Annotated in this window: 15 protein-coding genes, 1 riboswitch and 1 other annotated feature; of the genes, 11 read left to right on the top strand and 4 right to left on the bottom strand. The window is 30.3% G+C overall.

Annotation, left to right across the window (positions count from 1 at the left end; genetic code table 11):
* Positions 1–2 precede the first annotated feature (2 nt).
* A complete protein-coding gene (locus CLRAG_RS03735) occupies positions 3–1,373 on the top strand; it encodes a sensor histidine kinase (RefSeq protein ID WP_065077155.1) in 1,371 nt (456 codons plus the stop codon).
* Positions 1,374–1,687: 314 nt separating this feature from the next.
* On the opposite strand, the gene CLRAG_RS03730 is transcribed toward CLRAG_RS03735, so the two are convergent.
* Positions 1,688–3,505, bottom strand: a complete 1,818-nt coding sequence (locus tag CLRAG_RS03730; RefSeq protein WP_065077154.1) for a serine hydrolase — start codon at positions 3,503–3,505, stop codon at positions 1,688–1,690.
* Between the two features lie 177 nt (positions 3,506–3,682).
* Positions 3,683–5,008 carry an aminotransferase-like domain-containing protein gene (locus tag CLRAG_RS03725; protein ID WP_065077153.1) on the bottom strand — a complete coding sequence of 442 codons (1,326 nt, stop codon included), beginning with the start codon at positions 5,006–5,008 and terminating at the stop codon, positions 3,683–3,685.
* 112 nt (positions 5,009–5,120) lie between these two features.
* Between CLRAG_RS03725 and CLRAG_RS03720 the strand changes: the two genes are divergently transcribed.
* The 3 genes from CLRAG_RS03720 to CLRAG_RS03710 all read left to right on the top strand — a co-directional run bounded on the left by CLRAG_RS03720 (position 5,121) and on the right by CLRAG_RS03710 (position 8,253).
* Positions 5,121–6,302, top strand: a complete 1,182-nt coding sequence (locus CLRAG_RS03720; RefSeq protein WP_065077152.1) for an MFS transporter — start codon at positions 5,121–5,123, stop codon at positions 6,300–6,302.
* A 46-nt stretch (positions 6,303–6,348) separates the two neighbouring features.
* Positions 6,349–6,537 carry a hypothetical protein gene (locus tag CLRAG_RS03715; RefSeq protein ID WP_013237552.1) on the top strand — a complete coding sequence of 63 codons (189 nt, stop codon included), beginning with the start codon at positions 6,349–6,351 and terminating at the stop codon, positions 6,535–6,537.
* A gap of 354 nt (positions 6,538–6,891) precedes the next feature.
* Positions 6,892–8,253 (top strand): Na+/H+ antiporter NhaC family protein, encoded by a 1,362-nt coding sequence (locus tag CLRAG_RS03710; protein WP_065077151.1) that lies wholly within the window; start codon positions 6,892–6,894, stop codon positions 8,251–8,253.
* Positions 8,254–8,261: 8 nt separating this feature from the next.
* On the opposite strand, the gene cls is transcribed toward CLRAG_RS03710, so the two are convergent.
* The gene (gene cls, locus CLRAG_RS03705; RefSeq protein WP_065077150.1) at positions 8,262–9,785 is read right to left on the bottom strand and encodes a cardiolipin synthase; all 1,524 of its coding nucleotides are present in this window, start codon (positions 9,783–9,785) and stop codon (positions 8,262–8,264) included.
* Between the two features lie 62 nt (positions 9,786–9,847).
* Positions 9,848–10,234: a hypothetical protein gene (locus CLRAG_RS03700; RefSeq protein WP_065077149.1), complete on the bottom strand. Its 387-nt coding sequence runs from the start codon at positions 10,232–10,234 to the stop codon at positions 9,848–9,850.
* Between the two features lie 203 nt (positions 10,235–10,437).
* Between CLRAG_RS03700 and CLRAG_RS03695 the strand changes: the two genes are divergently transcribed.
* The 7 genes from CLRAG_RS03695 to CLRAG_RS03665 all read left to right on the top strand — a co-directional run bounded on the left by CLRAG_RS03695 (position 10,438) and on the right by CLRAG_RS03665 (position 20,929).
* Positions 10,438–12,147 carry an ABC transporter ATP-binding protein gene (locus CLRAG_RS03695; protein ID WP_242872087.1) on the top strand — a complete coding sequence of 570 codons (1,710 nt, stop codon included), beginning with the start codon at positions 10,438–10,440 and terminating at the stop codon, positions 12,145–12,147.
* 5 nt (positions 12,148–12,152) lie between these two features.
* Positions 12,153–13,994: an ABC transporter ATP-binding protein gene (locus tag CLRAG_RS03690; protein WP_065077147.1), complete on the top strand. Its 1,842-nt coding sequence runs from the start codon at positions 12,153–12,155 to the stop codon at positions 13,992–13,994.
* 96 nt (positions 13,995–14,090) lie between these two features.
* A riboswitch (cyclic di-GMP riboswitch) is annotated at positions 14,091–14,174 on the top strand.
* A 70-nt stretch (positions 14,175–14,244) separates the two neighbouring features.
* On the top strand, positions 14,245–15,255 hold the full coding sequence (locus tag CLRAG_RS03685; RefSeq protein ID WP_065077146.1) for a galactose ABC transporter substrate-binding protein: 1,011 nt from the start codon (positions 14,245–14,247) through the stop codon (positions 15,253–15,255).
* 21 nt (positions 15,256–15,276) lie between these two features.
* On the top strand, positions 15,277–16,980 hold the full coding sequence (locus CLRAG_RS03680; protein WP_065077145.1) for a methyl-accepting chemotaxis protein: 1,704 nt from the start codon (positions 15,277–15,279) through the stop codon (positions 16,978–16,980).
* A 78-nt stretch (positions 16,981–17,058) separates the two neighbouring features.
* Positions 17,059–17,117: a sequence feature (sodium ion sensor (DUF1646 type); this cis-regulatory element may regulate processes involved in with the transportation of sodium ions), on the top strand.
* 46 nt (positions 17,118–17,163) lie between these two features.
* Positions 17,164–18,354, top strand: coding sequence for a cation:proton antiporter (locus CLRAG_RS03675; RefSeq protein WP_065077144.1), 1,191 nt, complete (start codon positions 17,164–17,166; stop codon positions 18,352–18,354).
* A 262-nt stretch (positions 18,355–18,616) separates the two neighbouring features.
* Entirely contained in the window at positions 18,617–20,044 is a 1,428-nt protein-coding gene (locus tag CLRAG_RS03670) for a transglutaminase domain-containing protein (RefSeq protein ID WP_065077143.1), read from the top strand.
* 360 nt (positions 20,045–20,404) lie between these two features.
* Entirely contained in the window at positions 20,405–20,929 is a 525-nt protein-coding gene (locus CLRAG_RS03665) for an FmdE family protein (protein WP_065077142.1), read from the top strand.
* Positions 20,930–21,232: the final 303 nt, after the last annotated feature.

The raw sequence follows: 21,232 nt of genomic DNA, 5'->3' as shown, positions 1-21,232 counted from the left end.
AAATGCAAAGTATAAGAAAAAGGTTAAGTTTAGTTTTAGTACTCTGCACTATTGTAACTGTAGTATTGTCTACATTTTTTGTAAATCATGCAGTGGACAATACATTTAATAAATATATAGCTAGTAATCAGATCAAAAGGAATCAGCGAATTGTGGATTATTTTCAGCAAATTTATAAGAGGGATAAGAGATGGACGAAAAATTCAGGTGTAGAGATGCAGCATGAAGGATATATGAGCAATTATTGTTTAACATTATTTGATGAAAATAAAAGAGAGGTATGGGGGATGAACCCTGATGAATTAAAAAATATGCCGATGTTTAGTAAACAAGACGCAAATAGTGCTGGTGAATATAAGACAAATACATTTTCAATTAAATATGACAATAAAGTAGTAGGGTATATATCTATAGGCCAATACCAACCAGTATTTTTATCAGAACAAGACATAGATTTTAAGAGTTCAATAAATAGAAATATGGTTGTGAGTGTATTAATTGCAATATGCATTTCTATATTTTTAAGCATTTTGTTTTCAAAACAGTTATCATATCCTATAAAAAAAGTTTCGGAAGCATCTGTAAGGTTATCCAGAGGTGATTATGAAGCTAAGCTGAAATTTAATAGTAGTGTACTTGAAATAAAAAATCTTATTAATAGCATTGATATTCTTAGAGAAAAGTTAAAGTATCAGGATGATATTAGAAAAAGGCTGGTTTCTGATATATCCCATGAATTAAGAACTCCTTTAAATATACTGCAAAACAATTTAGAAGCAATGATAGATGGCATATTTCCAGCAACTACAGATAGGCTTAATGCCTTAAATGATGAGGTTATACGATTTGGAGGACTTATAGATAATCTAAATATTTTAAAAGAATTTGAAAGTAAAGAAGTAATATTAAATTTTGAGAAAATACCTTTAGATGAATTGATGTATAACATATGTGAAGAAATAAAGTCACATGCTAAAAGTAAAGGAATTGATTTGATATTTAATGCTGCTGTGGGTGAAAAATATTTGATATCAGGAGATACGGACAAACTTAAACAGGTATTTATTAATATTTTATCAAATTCTGTTAAGTTCACTTTGCCTGGAGGCAAGATATATGTTAATTTAAGCTTTGACAGACAATATGTAATTGTAAGTATAAAAGACAGTGGAATAGGTATAAAAAAGGAGGATTTGCCATTTATTTTTGAGAGACTTTATAGAGGAGATAAAAGTAGAAATGAAGTTGAGGGCAGCGGTATAGGACTAACTATTGTGAAAGACATATTGATTCTCCATTCTGCAATCATTGATGTAAAAAGTGAAGAAGGTAAGGGTACCTGCTTTATTTTAAATTTTAATAGAGTAAAATAAATTATAGGAATTTTAAGCTGCAACTTTACAATTTATGTAATTTACACACTAATATGTAATGCTTTATAACTAAAGAATCAACTTATACGTAGGCATATTTTTACAATAATGAAGCCCTTTTAAATATTTTGTATATAAGTCTTAGAAAAAAATTCTTAAAATCTTAGAACTTTTGAATTGTTTGAGGTACGAGTTTTCAAAAGTCCTTAGATTTTCTAGAATTTTTTGCTTAGACTTATCAAAATATTTAACGAGCTGAAGGTTGTAAAAAATATCCGGAGTATAAGTTGATTCTTTGTTTAGAAACTCTATATTTATTTCGATTTATCTATGTGGACATCTTCACCTAATTGATATAAATCTAATCCCGTAGTCTGGTCTTTAACATTTACATTAAATTTAATTTCTATATTGGATACTCTGAGAAAAAATTTATTCTGTGATTCTGGAAAGAGTTCGTATTTTGCTTTACTACCATCCTGTTCATAATAAAGATGACCTCCATTACTTGTTATAGATATATTTAGCCCTCCTGGAATAGTATAGCTTCCTGCATATTTATCTAAAGTTTTACTGTCCACTTTTACTACTTGTTTTGCACTTGGAAGCTCATAACTTCCACCCATACAGATATTTGCTAAAGTATCAGTGAGAGAATTTACATTATAATACCCTACATTTGTAAGCATGATTATGGTTAAATCTTTATCTGGATATCTTGCTATATTTCCTGTAAAACCTAGAACATTTCCACCATGATATATTTCTCTTCCATATTTGCCGTCAGTTAACATCCATCCATAGCCGTAATAAGGACCATTTTTACTCATCTGCACATAATTTGTAAATATCCTTTTTAAAGTGGACTGTTTTACTAATTTTTCAATATATAACGCCCTGTCCCATTTGTATAAATCTTCTGTAGTTGAATATAGAGCACCTGCACCATAAGCACCATTTAAAGTTATTTCGTCACTTATAGGATACTGGTCTAAATAACCACTGTAGCCTGTAGATGTATACATTTTATCAGCACCATTATAACCTAGTCCTGTACTTTTCATATTAAGAGGATCAAATATATTTTTTTGAAGGTAGTCAATGTAACTCATTCCACTTACCTTTGTAACTATATATCCAAGTAAGATATATCCGGAGTTGGTATAGTCAAAATCAGTTCCTGGAGTGAACTCTAAAGGTTTATTTTTAAATAAGTTGATTACATTGTTTATATCTTTAAAAGAGTCAAGTTTCATAGACCAAAACTCAGGAAAGTTAGTGCAATTTTGAATTCCTGACGTATGGGTAAGAAGATTTTTTATTGTTATAGTGTTACCTTTAGGAAAATCAGGTACATACTTGGATAGGGGATCATTTTCATTGATTAATCCCTTTTCAACTAGCTGCAGTATTGCCATTGCAGTAAATTGCTTTGTCATGGAGCCCATTGGAAATTCAGTTTGGGGCGTATTTTTGATGTTTTGTTCTGCATCTGATTTACCATAACCGTTATCAATAAGTATATTTCCATCTTGAGCTACAAGTACACTTCCGTGGAAGTTATCTGCACTTTGGAGTAAGTTTAAATAGTTGTCTAATTTTTGTGCAGTATCTAAATATCTGCTGGAATTTAATGCACTTTGAAAATATTCTTCTGTATTTTTTACAGGAGTAAGAATTTTAGCTGTTTTTGTGCTGCTATCCCAATCTATTGTCTTACCAAGGAATTGACTGAAAAACTCCAGTGGCACAAAAATAGTACTGTTTTTAATAATAGGTGCCGTGGATAAGCTAAAAATTTCATTGTTTATAACTACCTTTTTATTATTGTTTTCAAGCTTTATAGTGTAATTAGACGTGCTAAGTGTAGCAGAATCATCTTTTATTTGGATATTTGAATTATTGCTAAGCTTTTGCATTACTGCATTAAGAGGTACCATAACTATTGAATTTGAATCTTGATAAGGCTGTCCATCTTTTGAAGAAATATTGTTTCCATCTATACTTACAGTAATTACATCTGAAGCTGATTTGGTAGCTTTTATGGGACTTGCATTTACACTTACAATGGCTGCATTTGAAAATATGAGAAAAGTTGATATTAGAATGCAAGAAAAAATTTTTTTAATCATTGAATAATCATCCCCTCTATAGTTTATCTAATATAACGACAATACGTCACTTAATGATATAAAGGCCAACATAGTAAAAATAATCTTAATAGTAACTTTTATGAATATAATGATAACACAAAAAATGGAAAACTAAACAATAATTTTAAAATTAAAGTTAATTAAGATGATTTGAAACTACTTAATTATAGTGCAAATTTTATTTATACCTTTTTGAATTTCAAAGGTATTAGTTCTGCTAACACTTAGTCTTACTAATTTCTTCGGTACATTAGTATTTAAATAAAATATATTTGGATCAGTTAGAAGAATGTTTTTTGACTTTAACCCATTAATTATATAGTCTATATGTGTACTGTTAACGACCTCAAAACTGGCAAAAAAACCTGAAGGTGGGACGTGCCAAATTATATTAGAGTTGTAACAAGTTTTTACACATTTATTAAGACAGGCCATTCTTTTAGAATATACCTCCCTAAGCTTTTTTGTATGTATGTCAAACATACCACTTTTTATGTAAATTTCTAAGGCTCCCTGTGAAAGTACAGATGTGCTTAAATCATTCCATTTTTTATATTTACCAAAAGTTTTTAGTATCTCTTTTGGAAGTACAATTGCAGAAATTCTCAATCCAGGCAATAATACTTTAGAATAGGTTTTTAGATATATAACTTTTGAGTAAGGATCTAAAGCATATATTGGATCAGACTTTCTTTCAATATCCAAGTCAGCTAAATAGTCATCTTCAACTATATATACATTATATTTTTGGCAAAGTTTTAATATTTGCTTTTTTTCACTATTTGAATATGAAAATCCTGTAGGATTGTGGAAGCGTGGGATAATATAAAAAAATTTTATATCTTTGTGTTTAAATATATTTTCAAGTTCATAAAAGTTTAGCCCTTTTGAGGTCCTATTTATACCTATAATATTTATATTATTAAGTTTTAAAGATTCTATAACTCCATAATAAGTAGGTTCCTCAATAAGCACATTTTTTTTACTATTTGGGAAATCCATCATAGTGAATATATTTATAGCTTGTTGAGAGCCTGCTGTTATAAATATATACTGCTTATCAGCAAAAATTTGATAATTTTGAAGCTGCTTTTGTATTGTACAAATTAAATTTTCAACTCCCTGTGTACTAGGTGGAGAGATAAGATTTCCTTTATATAAATTCAATGCTTGATTTAAACAATCTTGAAATTCTTTATAAGGCAAAATACGTTCATCTGGAGCAGATGTTGAAAAATCTATACTTTTATTATCTAAATTATTATTCATATTTAGGCTGTTTTCAATAAGGTAGTATCCACTTTTTGGTACAGAGTATATTATGTGATCTTTTATCAATAAGCCATATGCTTTGGCAGCAGTTATTTTACTGCACTCAAATTTTTTACATATGTTTCTTATAGAAGGCAATTTTTTACCTGGTTTAATATATCCTTTAAATATTTCTTCTTTTATATATGTGTAAATAACGTCATACTTCATAAAACTACCTACTTCCTATGAATCTGTACTAGGACACATTAGTATTTTTTGCATTGTATAGAAAATATATATTTTCTATACTTTAATTATACTATATAAGGAGATATAAAATATGAAGCATTTAATTTGTGAGAATAAAGAACAAGTAAGTTTAAAATATGATATATTAATTGCAATTTTAGGAATTGGAGGGTTTATTTCTGCTGCTGATAATTGGTTTGTGTCTCCAATACTTCCGGCTATAGCTTCAGAATTTAATGCATCGATTTCTAAAACTGGTATTATATTGACGTTATATATGATACCTTATGGAATAATGCAGCCTGTTTATGGATATTTCAGTGATTGTTACAGTAAGGTTAGAATACTTAAATTGATTATATGTGGATTTGCTTTAGGAACTTGTGGATGTGCATTTGCTAGTTCTTTATTTGTACTGAGCATATGGAGGACAGTAACAGGATTTTTTGCTGCAGGTATTATAGCTGTATCTTTGGCTTTGATTGGAGATACTGTTCCAGTTTCAAAGCGGTCAAAATATGTTGGAAAATTTATGGAAATTGTTTTTTTAGGACAAGGTTTTAGTACTGGATTAGGTGGAACATTAGCTAAATACGTCAGCTGGCGTGTATTATTTATTTTTTTTGTGGCAGCTGCAATATGCACGGTATTTCTTTTGTTTACCATACCTAAAGGTAATATTGTTCCTGTAGATAAGAAGTTTTTTACTGAAGTTAAACGTGTTACTTTAACACCAAGTGGCAAAATAATTTTTCCTATGGCATTTATAGCTGGATTTTTATTTTTGGGTTTGTATAGTTATTTAGGTGCCTATTTTCACTATGCCTTAAAGTTAAATTATATGGAATGTGGAATAATTGTAATGTTTTATGGATTTGCTTGTCTTGGTGCAGGTTCTATCATGGGAAAGTTAAATGTAAAAATGAGATATAAAAATGTGATCATATTAGGTGAAATATTTGCACTAATGACAACTTTGTTTTTAATAAATTTTCACTGCTGGGAAATGGGTTTGGTTGCCACTGTTAGTTTGGGTATTGGATATATTTTTGTTCAATCTACATTGGCTACTATGGCTTTTGATGTGGCATCTGATTCTAAAGTATTACCTTCAGGATTAATTGGATTTGGTTTATTTTGTGGTGGTGGATTGGGTAGTGCTTTTAGTGGCTTTGTCATTGCTAAAATAAGCTATCAGTTATTATGGATAATATTTTTTATTTTTATTTCAATCTTTATTTTTGTAACATATAAACAGATTGATAATGAATAAAACTTTTTTATGTAACAAAAACTATTGGTAGAAAGGAGAGATAAGGATGAAATTAACAGTTGAAGATATGATAAAGCAAAAACTTCTTGATGAGCAGGAGAGCGTTAGAGATTACCAGGAGTATTCTGGTAAAATAGAGAATAAAGAAATAAATCAGGTGTTTAAAAAATTTGCAGAAGAATCTGCCCTGCAAGCACGGGAACTAGAAAGACTGCTTAATAAATTTGAAAGATAACTATATAGAATTATCTCATAGAAGGTTATTATGACCTTCTATTTTTTATAAAAATTACTAGACTTTTTTAACAAAGATAATATAATATAAAATGTGGGAGTTTTTTAAATATTTGCTCAACTTTTGCAGTTTAAAAACTTTGCGAAGCAAAGCTTTTGAAAATAACAAAGTTCAAATAACAAAGAACAGATAAAGATGATTTCCCTCGTACTTCAGGAAATCTATAATTTTAATATTTTCTGACGTTAGGAAGAAAATTATCCTTATTTGATATTTGAATTTTGTACTTTGTTATTTAAAAGATTTTTATATGTGGCAAAATTGAGATAATTATTAAGTATTTGGAGGCATATTATGTGTAGTAAGAACATCTCGGAAAGGCATAGATACATGGTTCTAATTTTTGCATTTATGGCCATACTCAGCTCTATAGTTTTTAAGGTATCATTATTTTACGCATTTACTATAAGTATAATTTTTTCAACCTGTGTTTTTGTAAAAAGTGGATTTAGTGTTACTGAGCTATTAGTTATGATAAAGAATAGCCTTCTTGACTGCAGACAATTACTTACTTTAATTTTATTGATAGGGGCTTTAATCCCTGTATGGTTTTCATCTGGAGTTATACCTACAATAATGTACTATGGCTTTAAATATATGCAGCACATGAATATTCTATTTACGATTTTTATACTTACGTCTGCTGTAGCAGTATTTATAGGGTCTGCTTTTGCAACTATAAGTACTATTGGAATTGCAAGCTTAGGGTTGGCAAAGGCTTTTGGAATTCCAGATTATATTATTTTAGGAGTAATTGTTTCAGGTGCATTTTTAGCAGATAAAATGTCTCCGATTTCAGGACTTGTAAATCTTACCTTAACCACTGTAAAAACATCCTATAAAAATATGTTGTCATCTATGGTTAAGATATTATTTCCTGCATATTTAATAGCTGGCTCTGTATATTTTTACATTGGACAAAGGTATAGTGTTGGTTCTAACTCTTCAAATATAAGCAGATATACTACCGCAATTAAGAAAAGTTTTGTAATTTCACCACTTTTTTTACTAATACCTGCAGTAATTTTTATAGTGTCTTTTTTAGGTATAAAAATAGTTAACTCGCTTTCACTTGGATTAGCTGCCAGTATGATTTTATCTATGACAGTACAAAAGACTAGCATTTGGAGTGTTGTTATGGAAATAACTACGGGTTATGTGGGAAATACAAAATATGAGTATTTGAATAAGGTATTAACTGGCGGCGGAATAACTTCTATGGTTGAGGTTTTACTTATAATGGGAGGAGCTATTTCGTTAAATAGTATTTTTCAAGGAACAGGACTTATAAAACCTATAGTGGATAAAGTAATTTCAACTATAAAATCAAAGGAAGAATTGGTTATAAAGACTTGCGCTATAAGCGGAATGTCCACAATAGCTTGTGACCAAACTGTTGGCATAATATTACCTGGACAACTTTTGAGACATAAGTATGAGGAATTAGGTGTGGAAAATAAGATATTAGCTAGAACAATATCTGATACTGGAACTGTTATTGCTCCATTAGTTCCATGGAATGTGAATTCCTTATTAATTTTAGCAGTTACAGGTATTTCTACCATTAAGTATGCACCCTATGCTTTGCTGTGTTATACACTACCTATAGTTACCATACTTGCAGCTTGCATTTGCAAAGTCAAAAAAGCAGGATAATGTAATTATTATACTAATGGAGCAAACATTCTTAAAATTGATTCTACAATTTTTTTTGAAAGACTTCTTTTTTCCCATACATCTTTGTTTATCTTTTTTGATACTTCTATAGTTCTTAAAAAATCTTTATAAATATTAACTATTATGGGGGTATTGTACAGGTAGGTTGCACATTCAAAATGCAAATATAAACTTCTGTAATCTAAGTTTATAGTTCCAACTACTGCACATTCCCCATCAGATACAAAAGTTTTTCCATGGATAAATCCTGGTGTATATTCGTATATTTTTACTCCTGAATCTAATAAGTTGTCGTAATGAGATCTAGTGAGGATCTGTACGATTTTTTTATCTGGAATAAAAGGTGTTATTATTCTCACATCTACTCCCCTTTTTGCTGCGAGGCAAAGTGCTAGTGTCATTTCATAGCCTATTACCAAGTAGGGGGTAGTAATATAAATGTAATTTTTAGCACTGTTTATAATGTTTAAATACACGTATTCTGCTGCGCCATCAGGTTTTATGGGTCCACTGTTATAAGGCATTACAATACCCTGACTTTTTTCTAGTTTGCATGAAGTCTTATATTTTGAAAAGTCCTCTTTCTTTTTTGATATTGATTGCCACATTCTTAAGAACATAATTGTAAAACTATAAACTGCGTCCCCTTTTAAGCATACAGCCATGTCTTTCCAGTAACCATATTTTTTATATTCATTTATATATTCATCACCTATATTAATTCCACCAGTAAAAGCAACATTTCCATCAATTACAGTTATCTTTCTGTGATCTCTGTAATTTAGCATAAAATTTAAAATTATCTTAAACGGATTAAATATTTTTAATTTTATATTATTGACTTTAAGAGATTTTTTGAAATCTTTTGGTAAAACAACCAAAGAACCCACATAGTCTACTAGTACTCTTACTTCTACACCATTATTGGCCTTTTCTTTTAAAATCTCAAAAATTTCATCCCACATTTTACTTTTTGAGATTATGAAGTACTCTAAAAAAATAAATTTCTTAGCATTTTTCAATTCTTCTAAAAGTTTTTTATACATGTCTTCTCCCGAAGAGAAGTAATCAACTTTTGTGTTTGTGTAGCATCCATAGTCACTAATATTTTTTATAAGTCTTGTTTCATTGTATCTTATTTTATTTTCTTTTTTAAAAGAAGAAAGCATATCTTGGTCTTCTTTTGGAAATACGTCTTTATCCAATTCTATTTTGTTTATCTTATTAAAGTTACGTTTTATTCCAATCATGGAAAAAATATAAATAAGGGTTCCCACTACTGGAATGAGAAGAATTAGAACTATCCAGCTGATTTTATAAGAAGTATTTTTATCCTTATAGTTTAAATGAATTACGAAAATGACACTTATGATTTCAAAAAAGACAAAGTAATATATTAAGGATATATTAAATGAATTGAAAACTAGTGCAATAGCTACAAATTGAAACATTGTCCAAAATATCAAAATTACAAATTTAAAAACTGCCACAAATATTCTTCTTTCACCCAATAGCAGCACCTACTTTTCAAGTTTTTATTCTATTTTATCATAAACTATGTTAATGAAAAAGATTAAGATTTTCTTTTAAAAGAAGTACCACAATTTTTACATGTTATGGTTATCTTTCCTTTGTGTCTAGGAACTCTTAATTTTTGGGAGCAGTTTGGACACTTAAATATTTTATACTGTTTATGATTGTTCATAGAATAGGTAAATCCACTAAATCTTTCAGCTATAGGTGAGATGAAATTTTCATAAGCCTCAAGTTCCTTGTATCTTCTGTATTTATTCCTTGAAAGGCACCTCCAGGTACTGTATATGAAAAATACAAATCCTAGTGTAGCTGTACGTCTAAATAAAGATAGAACAATTCCGCCAATGTAAAGGTGAGTAGAAAGTTTATCAATGCCATAACTTCCTCTAAAATAATAGGAAAGTTTATTTAAAAAATTTCTCAAAGTAATCGCCTCTTTAAATTAGATTGATATTCATAGGTTTACATAATATTCTATTTAACTTCTAGATAATTATACAGTATAATTAGTATTTTTGCATTAGACAAGAAGCTTAATTAATCTTATGTTCATAATTGAAATTACAATTAAAAAGTAATATTATCAATGAATAAGATAAAATTTTGGGAGTGTGTCCATTGAAATATATGAAAAAATATATACATAAATACTGGAAAGGTTTTTGTCTTGCTATATTTTGTCTTGCTGTGGAAGCAATGTGTGATTTGATGCAGCCTACTATAATGTCAAAAATAGTAGATATAGGTGTAGCAAATAAGAATATGAATTATATAGTTAAACATGGATTTATAATGCTGATAATTACTGGATTAGGTGCTTTAGGTGCATCAGGACGTAATATATTATCTGGAAGTGTATCTCAAAAATTTAGTAGGGATTTGAGGGAAGATTTATTTAAAAAAATTCAAAGCTTTTCCTTTAATAGTATTGATAAATTTAAAAGCAGTTCACTTATAACACGTCTTACCAATGATGTAACTCAAGTTCAAAATTTTGTAAATGGACTTATGAGGATATTTGTAAAGGCTCCTATTGTTTGTGTTGGAAGTATTATTATGGCGTCCAAACTGAATTTACATTTAGCAGTCATTTTGTTTATTATAATACCAATTATAGTTTTACTTATATTGTTAAATATGAAAATAGGATATCCCTATTTTATGAAGGTTCAAGTATCACTTGATAAAATAAATTCTGTTATGAGGGAATATTTATCCGGAGTAAGGGTGGTAAAGGCATTTAATAGATTTAATTATGAAAGTGAAAAATTTAAAATTGCAAATGAAAATTTAGGAAAATTAACTACGACTGCAATGCGTATCATGTCCTTATTTTCTCCAGGAAGAAATTTGATTATAAATATAGGAATAATATGTGTTTTGTGGATTGGTGGAAAGTATGTAGAGACAGGAGACATTCAGGTAGGAAAAATAATTGCTTTTACTAATTATATGACACAAATACTTTTTTCTATTATGATGATATCTGTTGTATTCAATGTATTTGCTAGATCTAAAGCTTCAGCAGTTAGGATTTTTGAAGTATTGGATGAAGAGGATGACATGGAATTTAATGGAGCCTCTATAAATTTTACGGAAAAAGGAAGAATAGATTTTGATAATGTATGCTTTTCCTATTCAGATGGACATCAAGTTATAAATAATATTAGTTTTACCTGTATGCCAGGAGAAACAATTGGTATTGTCGGACCTACAGGTTCAGGTAAAAGCAGTTTGGTGAATTTAATACCTAGATTTTATAATGTAACTTCTGGAACGATAAAAATTGATGGAGTGAATGTACAGAATGTAGATGAAAAAGCTTTGATGGATAAAATAGCGTTAGTGCCTCAAAAAACAACATTGTTTACTGGAACTGTTTTGGAGAATATAAGATGGGGTAAAGAAAATGCTTCTCTAGAAGAAGTAAAAAAAGTTTGTGAAATTGCAGAAATTAATGAATTTATAGATAGATTTCCTGAAAAATATGATACTAAAATTGGACAAGAAGGAATTAATTTTTCAGGTGGTCAAAAACAGAGAATTTCCATAGCACGTGCACTTATTAAAAGGCCTGAAGTACTTATATTTGATGACTGTACAAGTGCATTAGATGCAGTTACAGAAGCTAAGATAAAAGAAAATTTGAGAAAAAATTTAATAAATTTAACGTGTATCATAATTTCACAGAAAATATCTTCTATAATATGGGCAGATAAAATACTTGTAATTGATGATGGAAAGTTAGTAGGTATTGGAAAACACGATGAACTTGTGAAAACCTGTAAAACTTATGAAGATATATTCATATCTCAGTTTGGAAAGGAGAACATATAGAGGATATGGGAAAGTATGATAGAAATAACATATCAGTGCCTTTAGGGTCTAGAAAGAGAGGAAGGGGAAGAAGACTTGGACCTGTAGAAAAACCAAAAAATTTAAGAAAAACGCTTCTAAGACTGTGGAAATATTTTGGAAGTGAAAGAAAATTGTTAGTTATAATACTCATATCTGTAATAATAGATTCTCTAGTAGGACTTATAGGACCTTATCTTATAGGAAAAGCTATTGATGCCATGTCAGAATCCTATGGAAAAGTAAACTTTCATATGCTTTGGGTAATAATTATGTTGCTTTTATTAACTTATGTAGTGGATGCTATTTTAACTTTTTTTCAGGGATGGATTATGTCAGGGGTAGCCCAGCGGATAATAATGGGTCTTAGAAAAAACTTATTTGGTAAACTTCAAAATCTTCCACTATCTTTTTTTGATATGAATACTCATGGAGAAATTATGAGTAGACTTACAAATGATGTAGAAAACGTAAGTAGTACTATATCACAATCTACTGTTCAGCTTATGTCAGGTGTAATAACAGTTTTAGGATCGTTTGTAATGATGCTTATATTAAGTCCGTTTCTTACTGTTGTGACTTTAATTACAGTGCCTATGGTCTTTTTATTAACTAAAAGTATAGCAAAAAAAACAAATCCGCTGTTTAAAAACCAACAAATAGAACTTGGAAAACTTAATGGACATATAGAAGAAACAATATCCGGGTTTCAAGTAGTAAAAGCTTTTAATCATGGCGAAAAGAGTGTAGAGGAGTTTAATAAAATAAATTATTCCCTATGTGAAGTAGGATTAAAAGCTCAAGTTTGGTCAGGATTTTTAATGCCAATTATGAATGTAATAAACAATATAGGTTTTGCAGCTGTAGCAGGTGTAGGTGGGATTTTAGCTTTAAAAAATATTATAACAGTGGGAATTATAGCTAGTTTTTTAAGTTATTCAAGGCAATTTGCAAGACCATTAAATGATATAGCTAGTATATTTAATACACTTCAATCAGCAGCAGCAGGTGCAGAAAGAGTATTTGAAGTGCTGGATGAAAAAGAGGAGTTGGAAGATATTTCTCATGCAAAAGTATTTGATCATGTAAAAGGGCAGGTTACTTTTGAAAATGTAAGCTTTTGCTATAGAAAAGATGTTAAAATACTAAAAAACATAAGTTTTGATATAAATCCTGGTACAAAAGTCGCCCTTGTTGGACCTACAGGAGCTGGTAAAACAACTATTGTGAATTTGGTCACCAGATTTTATGATGTATCGGATGGTAAAATTTTAATTGATGGAGAGGATATAAGAAATTATAAGAGAGATAGTCTTAGAAAATGTTTTGGTATAGTTCTTCAGGATACGTATCTTTTTGCAGGGACAATACTTGAAAATATTAGGTATGGTAAATTAGATGCAGATTTTACTGAAATTAAGCAGGCAGTTAAGTTTGCTAATGCAGAAGCATTTATTGAAAGACTCCCGCAAAAATACAATACTTTAATTCATGAAGGAGGAAATAACTTAAGCCAAGGTGAAAGGCAGCTTATAGCTATATCAAGGGCAATACTTTCAAATCCAGCAATACTTGTTTTAGACGAAGCTACTAGTAATGTGGATACACTAACAGAACTTAAGATAGAGGATGCCATGAATAAACTTATGAGGGGAAGAACTAGTTTTATTATTGCCCATAGATTAAGCACTATTAAAAATTCAGACGTCATAATGGTAATAGATAATGGAGAAATAGTAGAGAAAGGAAGTCATAGAGATTTAATTAAAAAGAAGAGTATGTACTACAATATGTATCATAATCAATTTTACAGAAAAGAGCCACTATAAAAATAGAGCCAAAAGTGTAAATTTTGCACTTTTGGCTCTATTTTATTGATTATTTTCAATTTTAGCAGTAAAATTAGATAATAATTTAGTATGTTTTTAAAAGTTGGAAACAATGAAAAATTCTCTATAATTGGGCACCTGGAGAGTTTGGAGTTAGTGGTGCAACCTGCCAATAATCGATTAATTTTAATCGATTATTGGCAGGTTGCATATAAGGGGAAAATTTAGATATTTTTAGGGGGTTTTGATTGTGAAGAAATGTATGAAATCAATTGCTGTTATTGGTTTATTAGCTATTATTTTAGGGACAGGCTGTTCAAATTCTTTATCTTCAAATGAAAATGAACCTGTAATTGGTTTTGTTGCCTGTGAATTTAATAACACATGGATAACTGAACTTAAGAATGAGGTGTATAAGGTATCTAATGGAAAAGCTAGAGTTGATATTTGGAGTGGAGATAATTCTCAAGCAGCTGAAAATGACAAGATAAATCTCTTTATAAATAGAAAAGTAAATGTGCTTGATATAAATCCAGTGGATGTTAATGCTGCAGGACAGATTATTGAAAAATGTAAAAAAGCAAATATATCTGCAGTATTTGTAAATCGTCAACCTAAAAAAGAAGACATGGAAAAATGGAATAAAGTTTACTATGTAGGTGCTAAAGCGGAGCAATCCGGAACAATACAGGGGCAGATGCTTACAAATTATTTTAAAGACCATCCTACTCAAGATGGCACTATTAGATATATTATGCTAAAAGGGGAAACGGGAAATCAAGATGCTGAAGAGAGAACACAATATTCTATAAAAGCTCTTGAAGATTCAGGCTTTAAGGTGCAAAAGGTGGCAGAAGATACTGCCATGTGGGATCGTACAAAGGCTCAGGAAAAAATGACCTCGTTTATTTCGTCATATGGCCCAAATTTTGACTGTGTAATAGCAAACAATGATGACATGGCCCTTGGAGCTGTTGATGCCCTAAAAGCAGCTGGATATTTTAATGGAGGAAAATATGTACCTGTAGTAGGTGTAGATGCTACGGCACCGGCAGTTAAAGCTGTTGAAGATGGCACCCTTCTCGGGACTGTTTTAAACGATGCTGCAAAACAGGGTGATGCTGTTTTTGATTTATCATATATGCTTTCCAAGGGGAAAACTCCTGATGAAAGTAATTTTAAGTATAAGATTACAGATGGAAAATACATCTGGATTGATTACAAAATGATTACAAAAGAAAATGTGCAGGATGCAAAATAGGATTAATTGGGGGAGAGTATTGTGATAAAGGATGTAAAAGTTAAAACTAAAATTTTCGCAGGATTTAGTATTATTTTGATAATGATGTTTTTTGCTACAATAGGCGCCTTTTATAATTTTAACCGTATTGAAAAATCTACAGACAGGGTTTCAAAAGATGTTATTCCAATAGGCAATATTATGTCCCAAATTAGCAGTGAACTGATAAATGAAGAGTCAGGAGTCAGAGGTTATATTGCAAGCGATGGAGATAACAGATTTTTAGAGTCCTATAATTTAAGTGAAGAAAATATTCAAAAGGATATAGAAAATATAAAAAATTATTATTACGTAGATGATAATTTAGCTATTACTATAAAAAATGAAGTTATACCAAATATTCAGGTAATAGATAACTATTTTAAAGATCAAATAAACTTAGTTAAGTCGGGAAAAATTCAAATAGCAAGGGATAGACTACAAGATGGAAAAGTATATATGGATGATTATAAATATGTGTATACTAAACTTAGTAATATGATAAATGAAATTACAAGTAATGCATGGGCACAGACTAGAAATGCAGGATCTAGAGCAAAATGGATTATGGGTATTATATTTTTAATAAGTATTGCAGCTAGCATTTTTGCAGCAATGAAAATTTCTAATAAAATTGTAGTAAGACTTGATAAGTGTGTAGATTCCCTGGGACAGATAGCTGATGGAAATTTGGTAGTTGAACCTATAAAAATAGAAGAAAAGGACGAAATAGGAGAACTGGCTACTTCAATTAATATAATGGCACAAAATTTAAAAAATATTGTAAGACTGGTCCTAAATGTTTCTAATGAGGTAACTGAATCTTCAGAAGAACTTTATAATAACGCCCATCAGTTAAATGATACTGTAGGACATGTGAATGATGCCATTAACAAGGTGGCTGAAGGAGCTGAAAATCAATCTAAATCTTCAGGAGAAGCATCTGCAGTAGTTGAGCAAATTTCCGCAAGTTCTCAGGAAGTGGCAGCTAATTCTCAGGAAGTAGCAAATGCTGCAAGTAATGCATCTTCGGCAGCTAAAAAAGGCAGTGATGTTATATTGCAGGCTGTTAGCCAGATGGAATCTATTAAAAATTCAACGGAAATAGTAAAAGATTCAGTGGAAAAGCTTAATTGTGATTCTATGGCTATTGGAGAAATTGTAAATACTATTTCAGATATTGCAGATCAAACTAATTTATTGGCTTTAAATGCATCTATCGAGGCTGCGCGTGCTGGAGAACAGGGAAAAGGATTTTCAGTTGTAGCAGAAGAAGTACGTGAACTTGCAGAGGAATCAGGTGAATCTGCAGATAAAATTGCAAAACTTATTCAGCAAGTTAAAGAAAATATTCAAGGAGCTACTGTTTCTATGAAAAGCAGTATGGACAATGTAAATGATGGGATGAAAGTAGTGAACAATGCGGGAAATTCATTTAATGAAATATTAAAGCTTGTAAATGATGTTTCTTTGCAAATTCAGAGTACTTCGGAAACTTTGCAGCAGCTTGCAGAAGGTAGTGAACAAATTGTTTTAAATGTAGGGGCAATTGATAAGATATCAAAGGACACTGCATCTCAAAGTCAAACAGTATCTGGAGAAACTGAAGAATTATATGCATCTATGGAGGAAATAACTTCTTCTAGTCAGAATTTAGCCAATTTATCTGAACAGCTTAAACGAGCTGTAAATAAATTTAAAATTTAGTGAAACAATTTATATGTTGAATAATTGACATAATTGTGATATTATGTCCATATTAAAATTAAAAATAATTTGTATTTCGGTTGGACAAATATTTATTTGTTTTCAAGATGATAATATGACTTTTGGGGTGGAAAGTCCTTTAGGGGGCTTTCTACTTTTTTAAGCTAAAATAAGGAGGATATAATGGAAAAAACTTTATTAGATATAGTATTAATTCTTATATGTACAAAGATAGGCGGAATCATTAGTAGAAAGTTGAAGATGCCGGAGGTTTTAGGGGCACTTATTGCAGGTGTAATACTTGGTCCTGTTATTTTAAATGTTGTTCAGTATGATGATAATATAAAACTTCTCTCAAACTTAGGAGTAATTATGCTCATGTTTCTTGCAGGTCTTGAGACTAATATTGAAGAATTTAAAAAAGCAGGATTATCTTCTTTTATCATTGCCATGTGTGGTATTATTTTACCTCTTGTTTTAGGAACTTTAAGTGCATATATATTTTTTAATAATTTCCTAGAAAATGTATTTGTTGGAGTTATTTTAACGGCCACTAGTGTAAGTATTAGTGTGGAAACTCTTAAGGAACTTGGTAAGCTAAATACAAGAGCTGGTATAAATATTTTGGGAGCTGCTGTAATAGATGATGTTTTAGGGCTTATTCTCATATCTATAGTACTTGCAGTAGCCCAAAGCTCTGGCTCTGGAGCCTCAGCTTCCGGGATGATGTCACTTGTTTTTGTGTTTGTAAAAATAATTTTATTTTGTGGATTTTCTATATTGGGTATAGTGTATTTACCTAAGTATATAAATAAATTTACCAGGGATGTAAAGCCAGGTAAAGAGATGCTTACTTTTTCACTAGCATTTGCACTTTTAATAGCATGTGTTGCAGAGTATCTTGGAATAGCGGCTATTACAGGAGCATATATATGTGGACTTGTACTTTCTTCTATTGAGCATAAAAAGTATTTAGAAAGAAATATCAAAGCAATTTCTTCTGGATTTTTATCACTTATATTTTTTGCAAGTGTGGGCATTGAAGCAAATTTAAAGGGCCTCAATCTAGAAGTACTCATTATTACTTTAGTTATGTTTGTTATTGCAGTTGTCGGAAAAATAATTGGATGTGGTGGTGCAGCTAGAGCTCTTAAAATGAGTAAAAGTGAGTCTTTACAAATTGGAGTAGGTATGATCTCTAGAGGAGAAGTTGCTATAATTACTGCAAATATAGGATTACAAAAAAATATTATATCGGAGGAAATATTTCTTCCAACTTTAATGGTTGTAATACTTACTACAATTATAACTCCTGTGCTTTTAAAAATGGCCTTTTCTCATAAAAATGATTCTTTGTCTGAGTTAGATATTTAAATCAATTCACAATGCATATTTTTCTGCACTAATGCTATGAAAAATCTAAAAACTATAAGTAGTATGAACATTAAATTTCTAGATTTTCTGTGACAACAGAAAATCATCCTTAATTGTGAATTGTGAATTGATAAAACATCTGGACACTATAGTAAAATACAATTATAATTTAGCTAAAGATACTTATAAGTCTATGGGGATGAGTGAAACATACTATCTAATGTATGAAATAGAAAAATAATGATTGTTGGGAGATGGTATTGTGTTTAAGAAAATAAGTAAGTTTATTGTAACAGCTGTGGTATGTGGATTGTTATTTGTAGGAAAAAATTGCTATGCTGCAGAAAATTATAAAATTTGGAATAGCGATGCCACCTCTAATGTAGGCAATAATAAAACATGGACAATAAGTTTTAATAAGAATATTGATATAAATTCAGCAAAAAACTCTATTAAAGTATATAAGCAAGACAATAATCAATCAGTAGCAGTTAATGTAGTGAGTTCAAAATCAGATGCTGTACAGGTTTCACCTCAAAATCTTTACACTTCTGGTGAAAAATATGTTTTGGTAATAGATAATAACTTAAAATCTACTGATGGCAAGCAGTTAAATGAAGGAGTAAAATATAATTTTACAGTAGATGGGCAAAATAGTTCTAATGGTGAAATGTCAATAGAAAATTATACTCAGTATTACAATGCTGTAAAGGATGCACTTTCCAATTATGAGGACACCTTGGTTTTAAATATAACAAACTATGATAGAAGCACTTATAATTTGGGTGTCATAGATAAGATTCTGAAGGACAATCCAAATTTAAGAGATTGGTATTCAAGTGCAGGAAGTAATGTTGAGAGTTCCAGTTTTACTAAAATGACTATAAATTTTAAGTATGACGATACTAAACAAAATTTAATAGCTAAGGAAAATGCAATACAACAAAAAGTCGATCAGGTAGTAAACAGTGTCACAACACCTCAAATGAAAGACTATGAAAAAGAATTGGCGCTTCATGATTATGTGGTAAACAATACAGAATATGATCAAAGGGCAGTTACAGGAAATATGCCTAATGATTCCTATACTGCTTATGGAGTTTTAGTGAATAAAACAGCAGTTTGTCAGGGTTATGCAGATGCTATGGACAGGCTTCTTGCAGCTGCTGATATAGAATGTAAAATGGTAATAGGACAGGGAAATGATGGAGATGGATGGATAAGCCATGCCTGGAATATAGTAAAAATACAGGGGCAGTATTATCAGGTGGACTCTACCTGGGATGATCCTGTTACAAATGATGGATCCAAGCTTCTTTCACATTCTTATTTTAATATAACTGATTCTCAGATTGCCAAAAATCACGAGTGGGATAAATCAGATTACCCTGAATGTAATAGTACTGACTATAGTTTTTCTAAACTAGGTGTAACTGAGAAAGACAAATATGGCAATGATATAAAGGTTGTAGATAATTATAATGACTTTTACAATGCATTAAAAAATTATGTAATTAGTCAGAGGCAATCTTTTAGTATTAAAATATTAAATTACAATTCTACAAATTACAATGTGCCAAAAAACTTGAAGCAAATAGTTACTAAATATAATATTTATGGAGACTATAATTTGACCTACTATTCAGATGAAATATCAGGTGCAGAAGTTTTCACAATAGTAAAATCTTAATTAAAGAAAGTAAGGGGGTCGCTGATCCCCTTACTTAATTGTTACATATACTTGAAATGAATTATATTATTGTAAAGTTTTATATAAACAGAGTTCTTGGTTTCAGGTGGAGTTTTTTCTCCATCTGAAACTTAGAAATCGTTATCCAGGGGCGTAGCAGCCGTTATGCACAGCATAAGAACTCTAAATCGCTAAAGCTCAAGAGTTCTAATATCCCCCACTTTATAAGAAAAGCAGATATCCCAAATTTTTGATTTGGTGCTAGTCGCTTTCACAGAGTGCGATGGGGGTATTATGGCTGGTAGCCATCGGATAAATGACGTATAATTTATATAAACGATTTAGTCAGGAGGGAACAAAATGGATAAAAAATTATGGGAAAAATGTGTTGAATTTCACGGACATTTATGTCCTGGACTTGCAATAGGCTATAAAGCCAGTGAGGCGGCTAAAGAAAAAATGGGAATTTCTTTTTCAAAAGATGAGGAGATAGTGTGCATAACTGAAAACGATGCCTGTGGAGTAGATGCGGTTCAGGTGATAACAGGGTGTACCATGGGAAAGGGAAACTTAATTTATAGAGACCGCGGTAAAATGGCATTTAGTTTTTTTAATAGAAAAAATGGTGATGCCCTGAGAGTGGTATTAAAAAATTGGCCGAGAAGTGGGGACAGACAAAAAGATATTGATTATTTGCTAAACTGTCCTTGTGAAAAATTATTTTATTATAAACAACCAGGCTTCTCTGTGCCGGAGAAGGCTAGGTCATTTAATAATATAGTATGTGAAAATTGTGGAGAAGATACAGCTGAGCATAGAATTAGAATAATGAATGGAAAAAAGGTATGTTTAGATTGTTTTAAAGAATATTCAAGGAAAGAATAAATATCTTAATAATATCTTAAAATTTTATATTTGGTTATAATTTTATACTTCTTTTATTAATAAATATAGTATAGTATATTTATAATATGTATTAATATTTATCTCAATTTTCGCAGTTTAAAAACTTTGTGAAGCAAAGCTTCGCAAGTTAATAATTAATAGTTAATAATTAATAGCTCATAGGCCCCCTCATAAAGCTGGAATAATTAACTCAGTTAATTTAAAATTAATTTAGAGTTTTGAGAGGGGGTTTTTATGAATTTCATAAGAAAATATACAGAAGAAGAAAGAGTGAAAATGGTA

This window comes from Clostridium ragsdalei P11 (assembly GCF_001675165.1).
GTDB lineage: Bacteria > Bacillota > Clostridia > Clostridiales > Clostridiaceae > Clostridium_B > Clostridium_B ragsdalei.
Note: the sequence above shows the minus strand (reverse complement) of the source record. Positions and strands in the feature narration are given on the sequence as shown.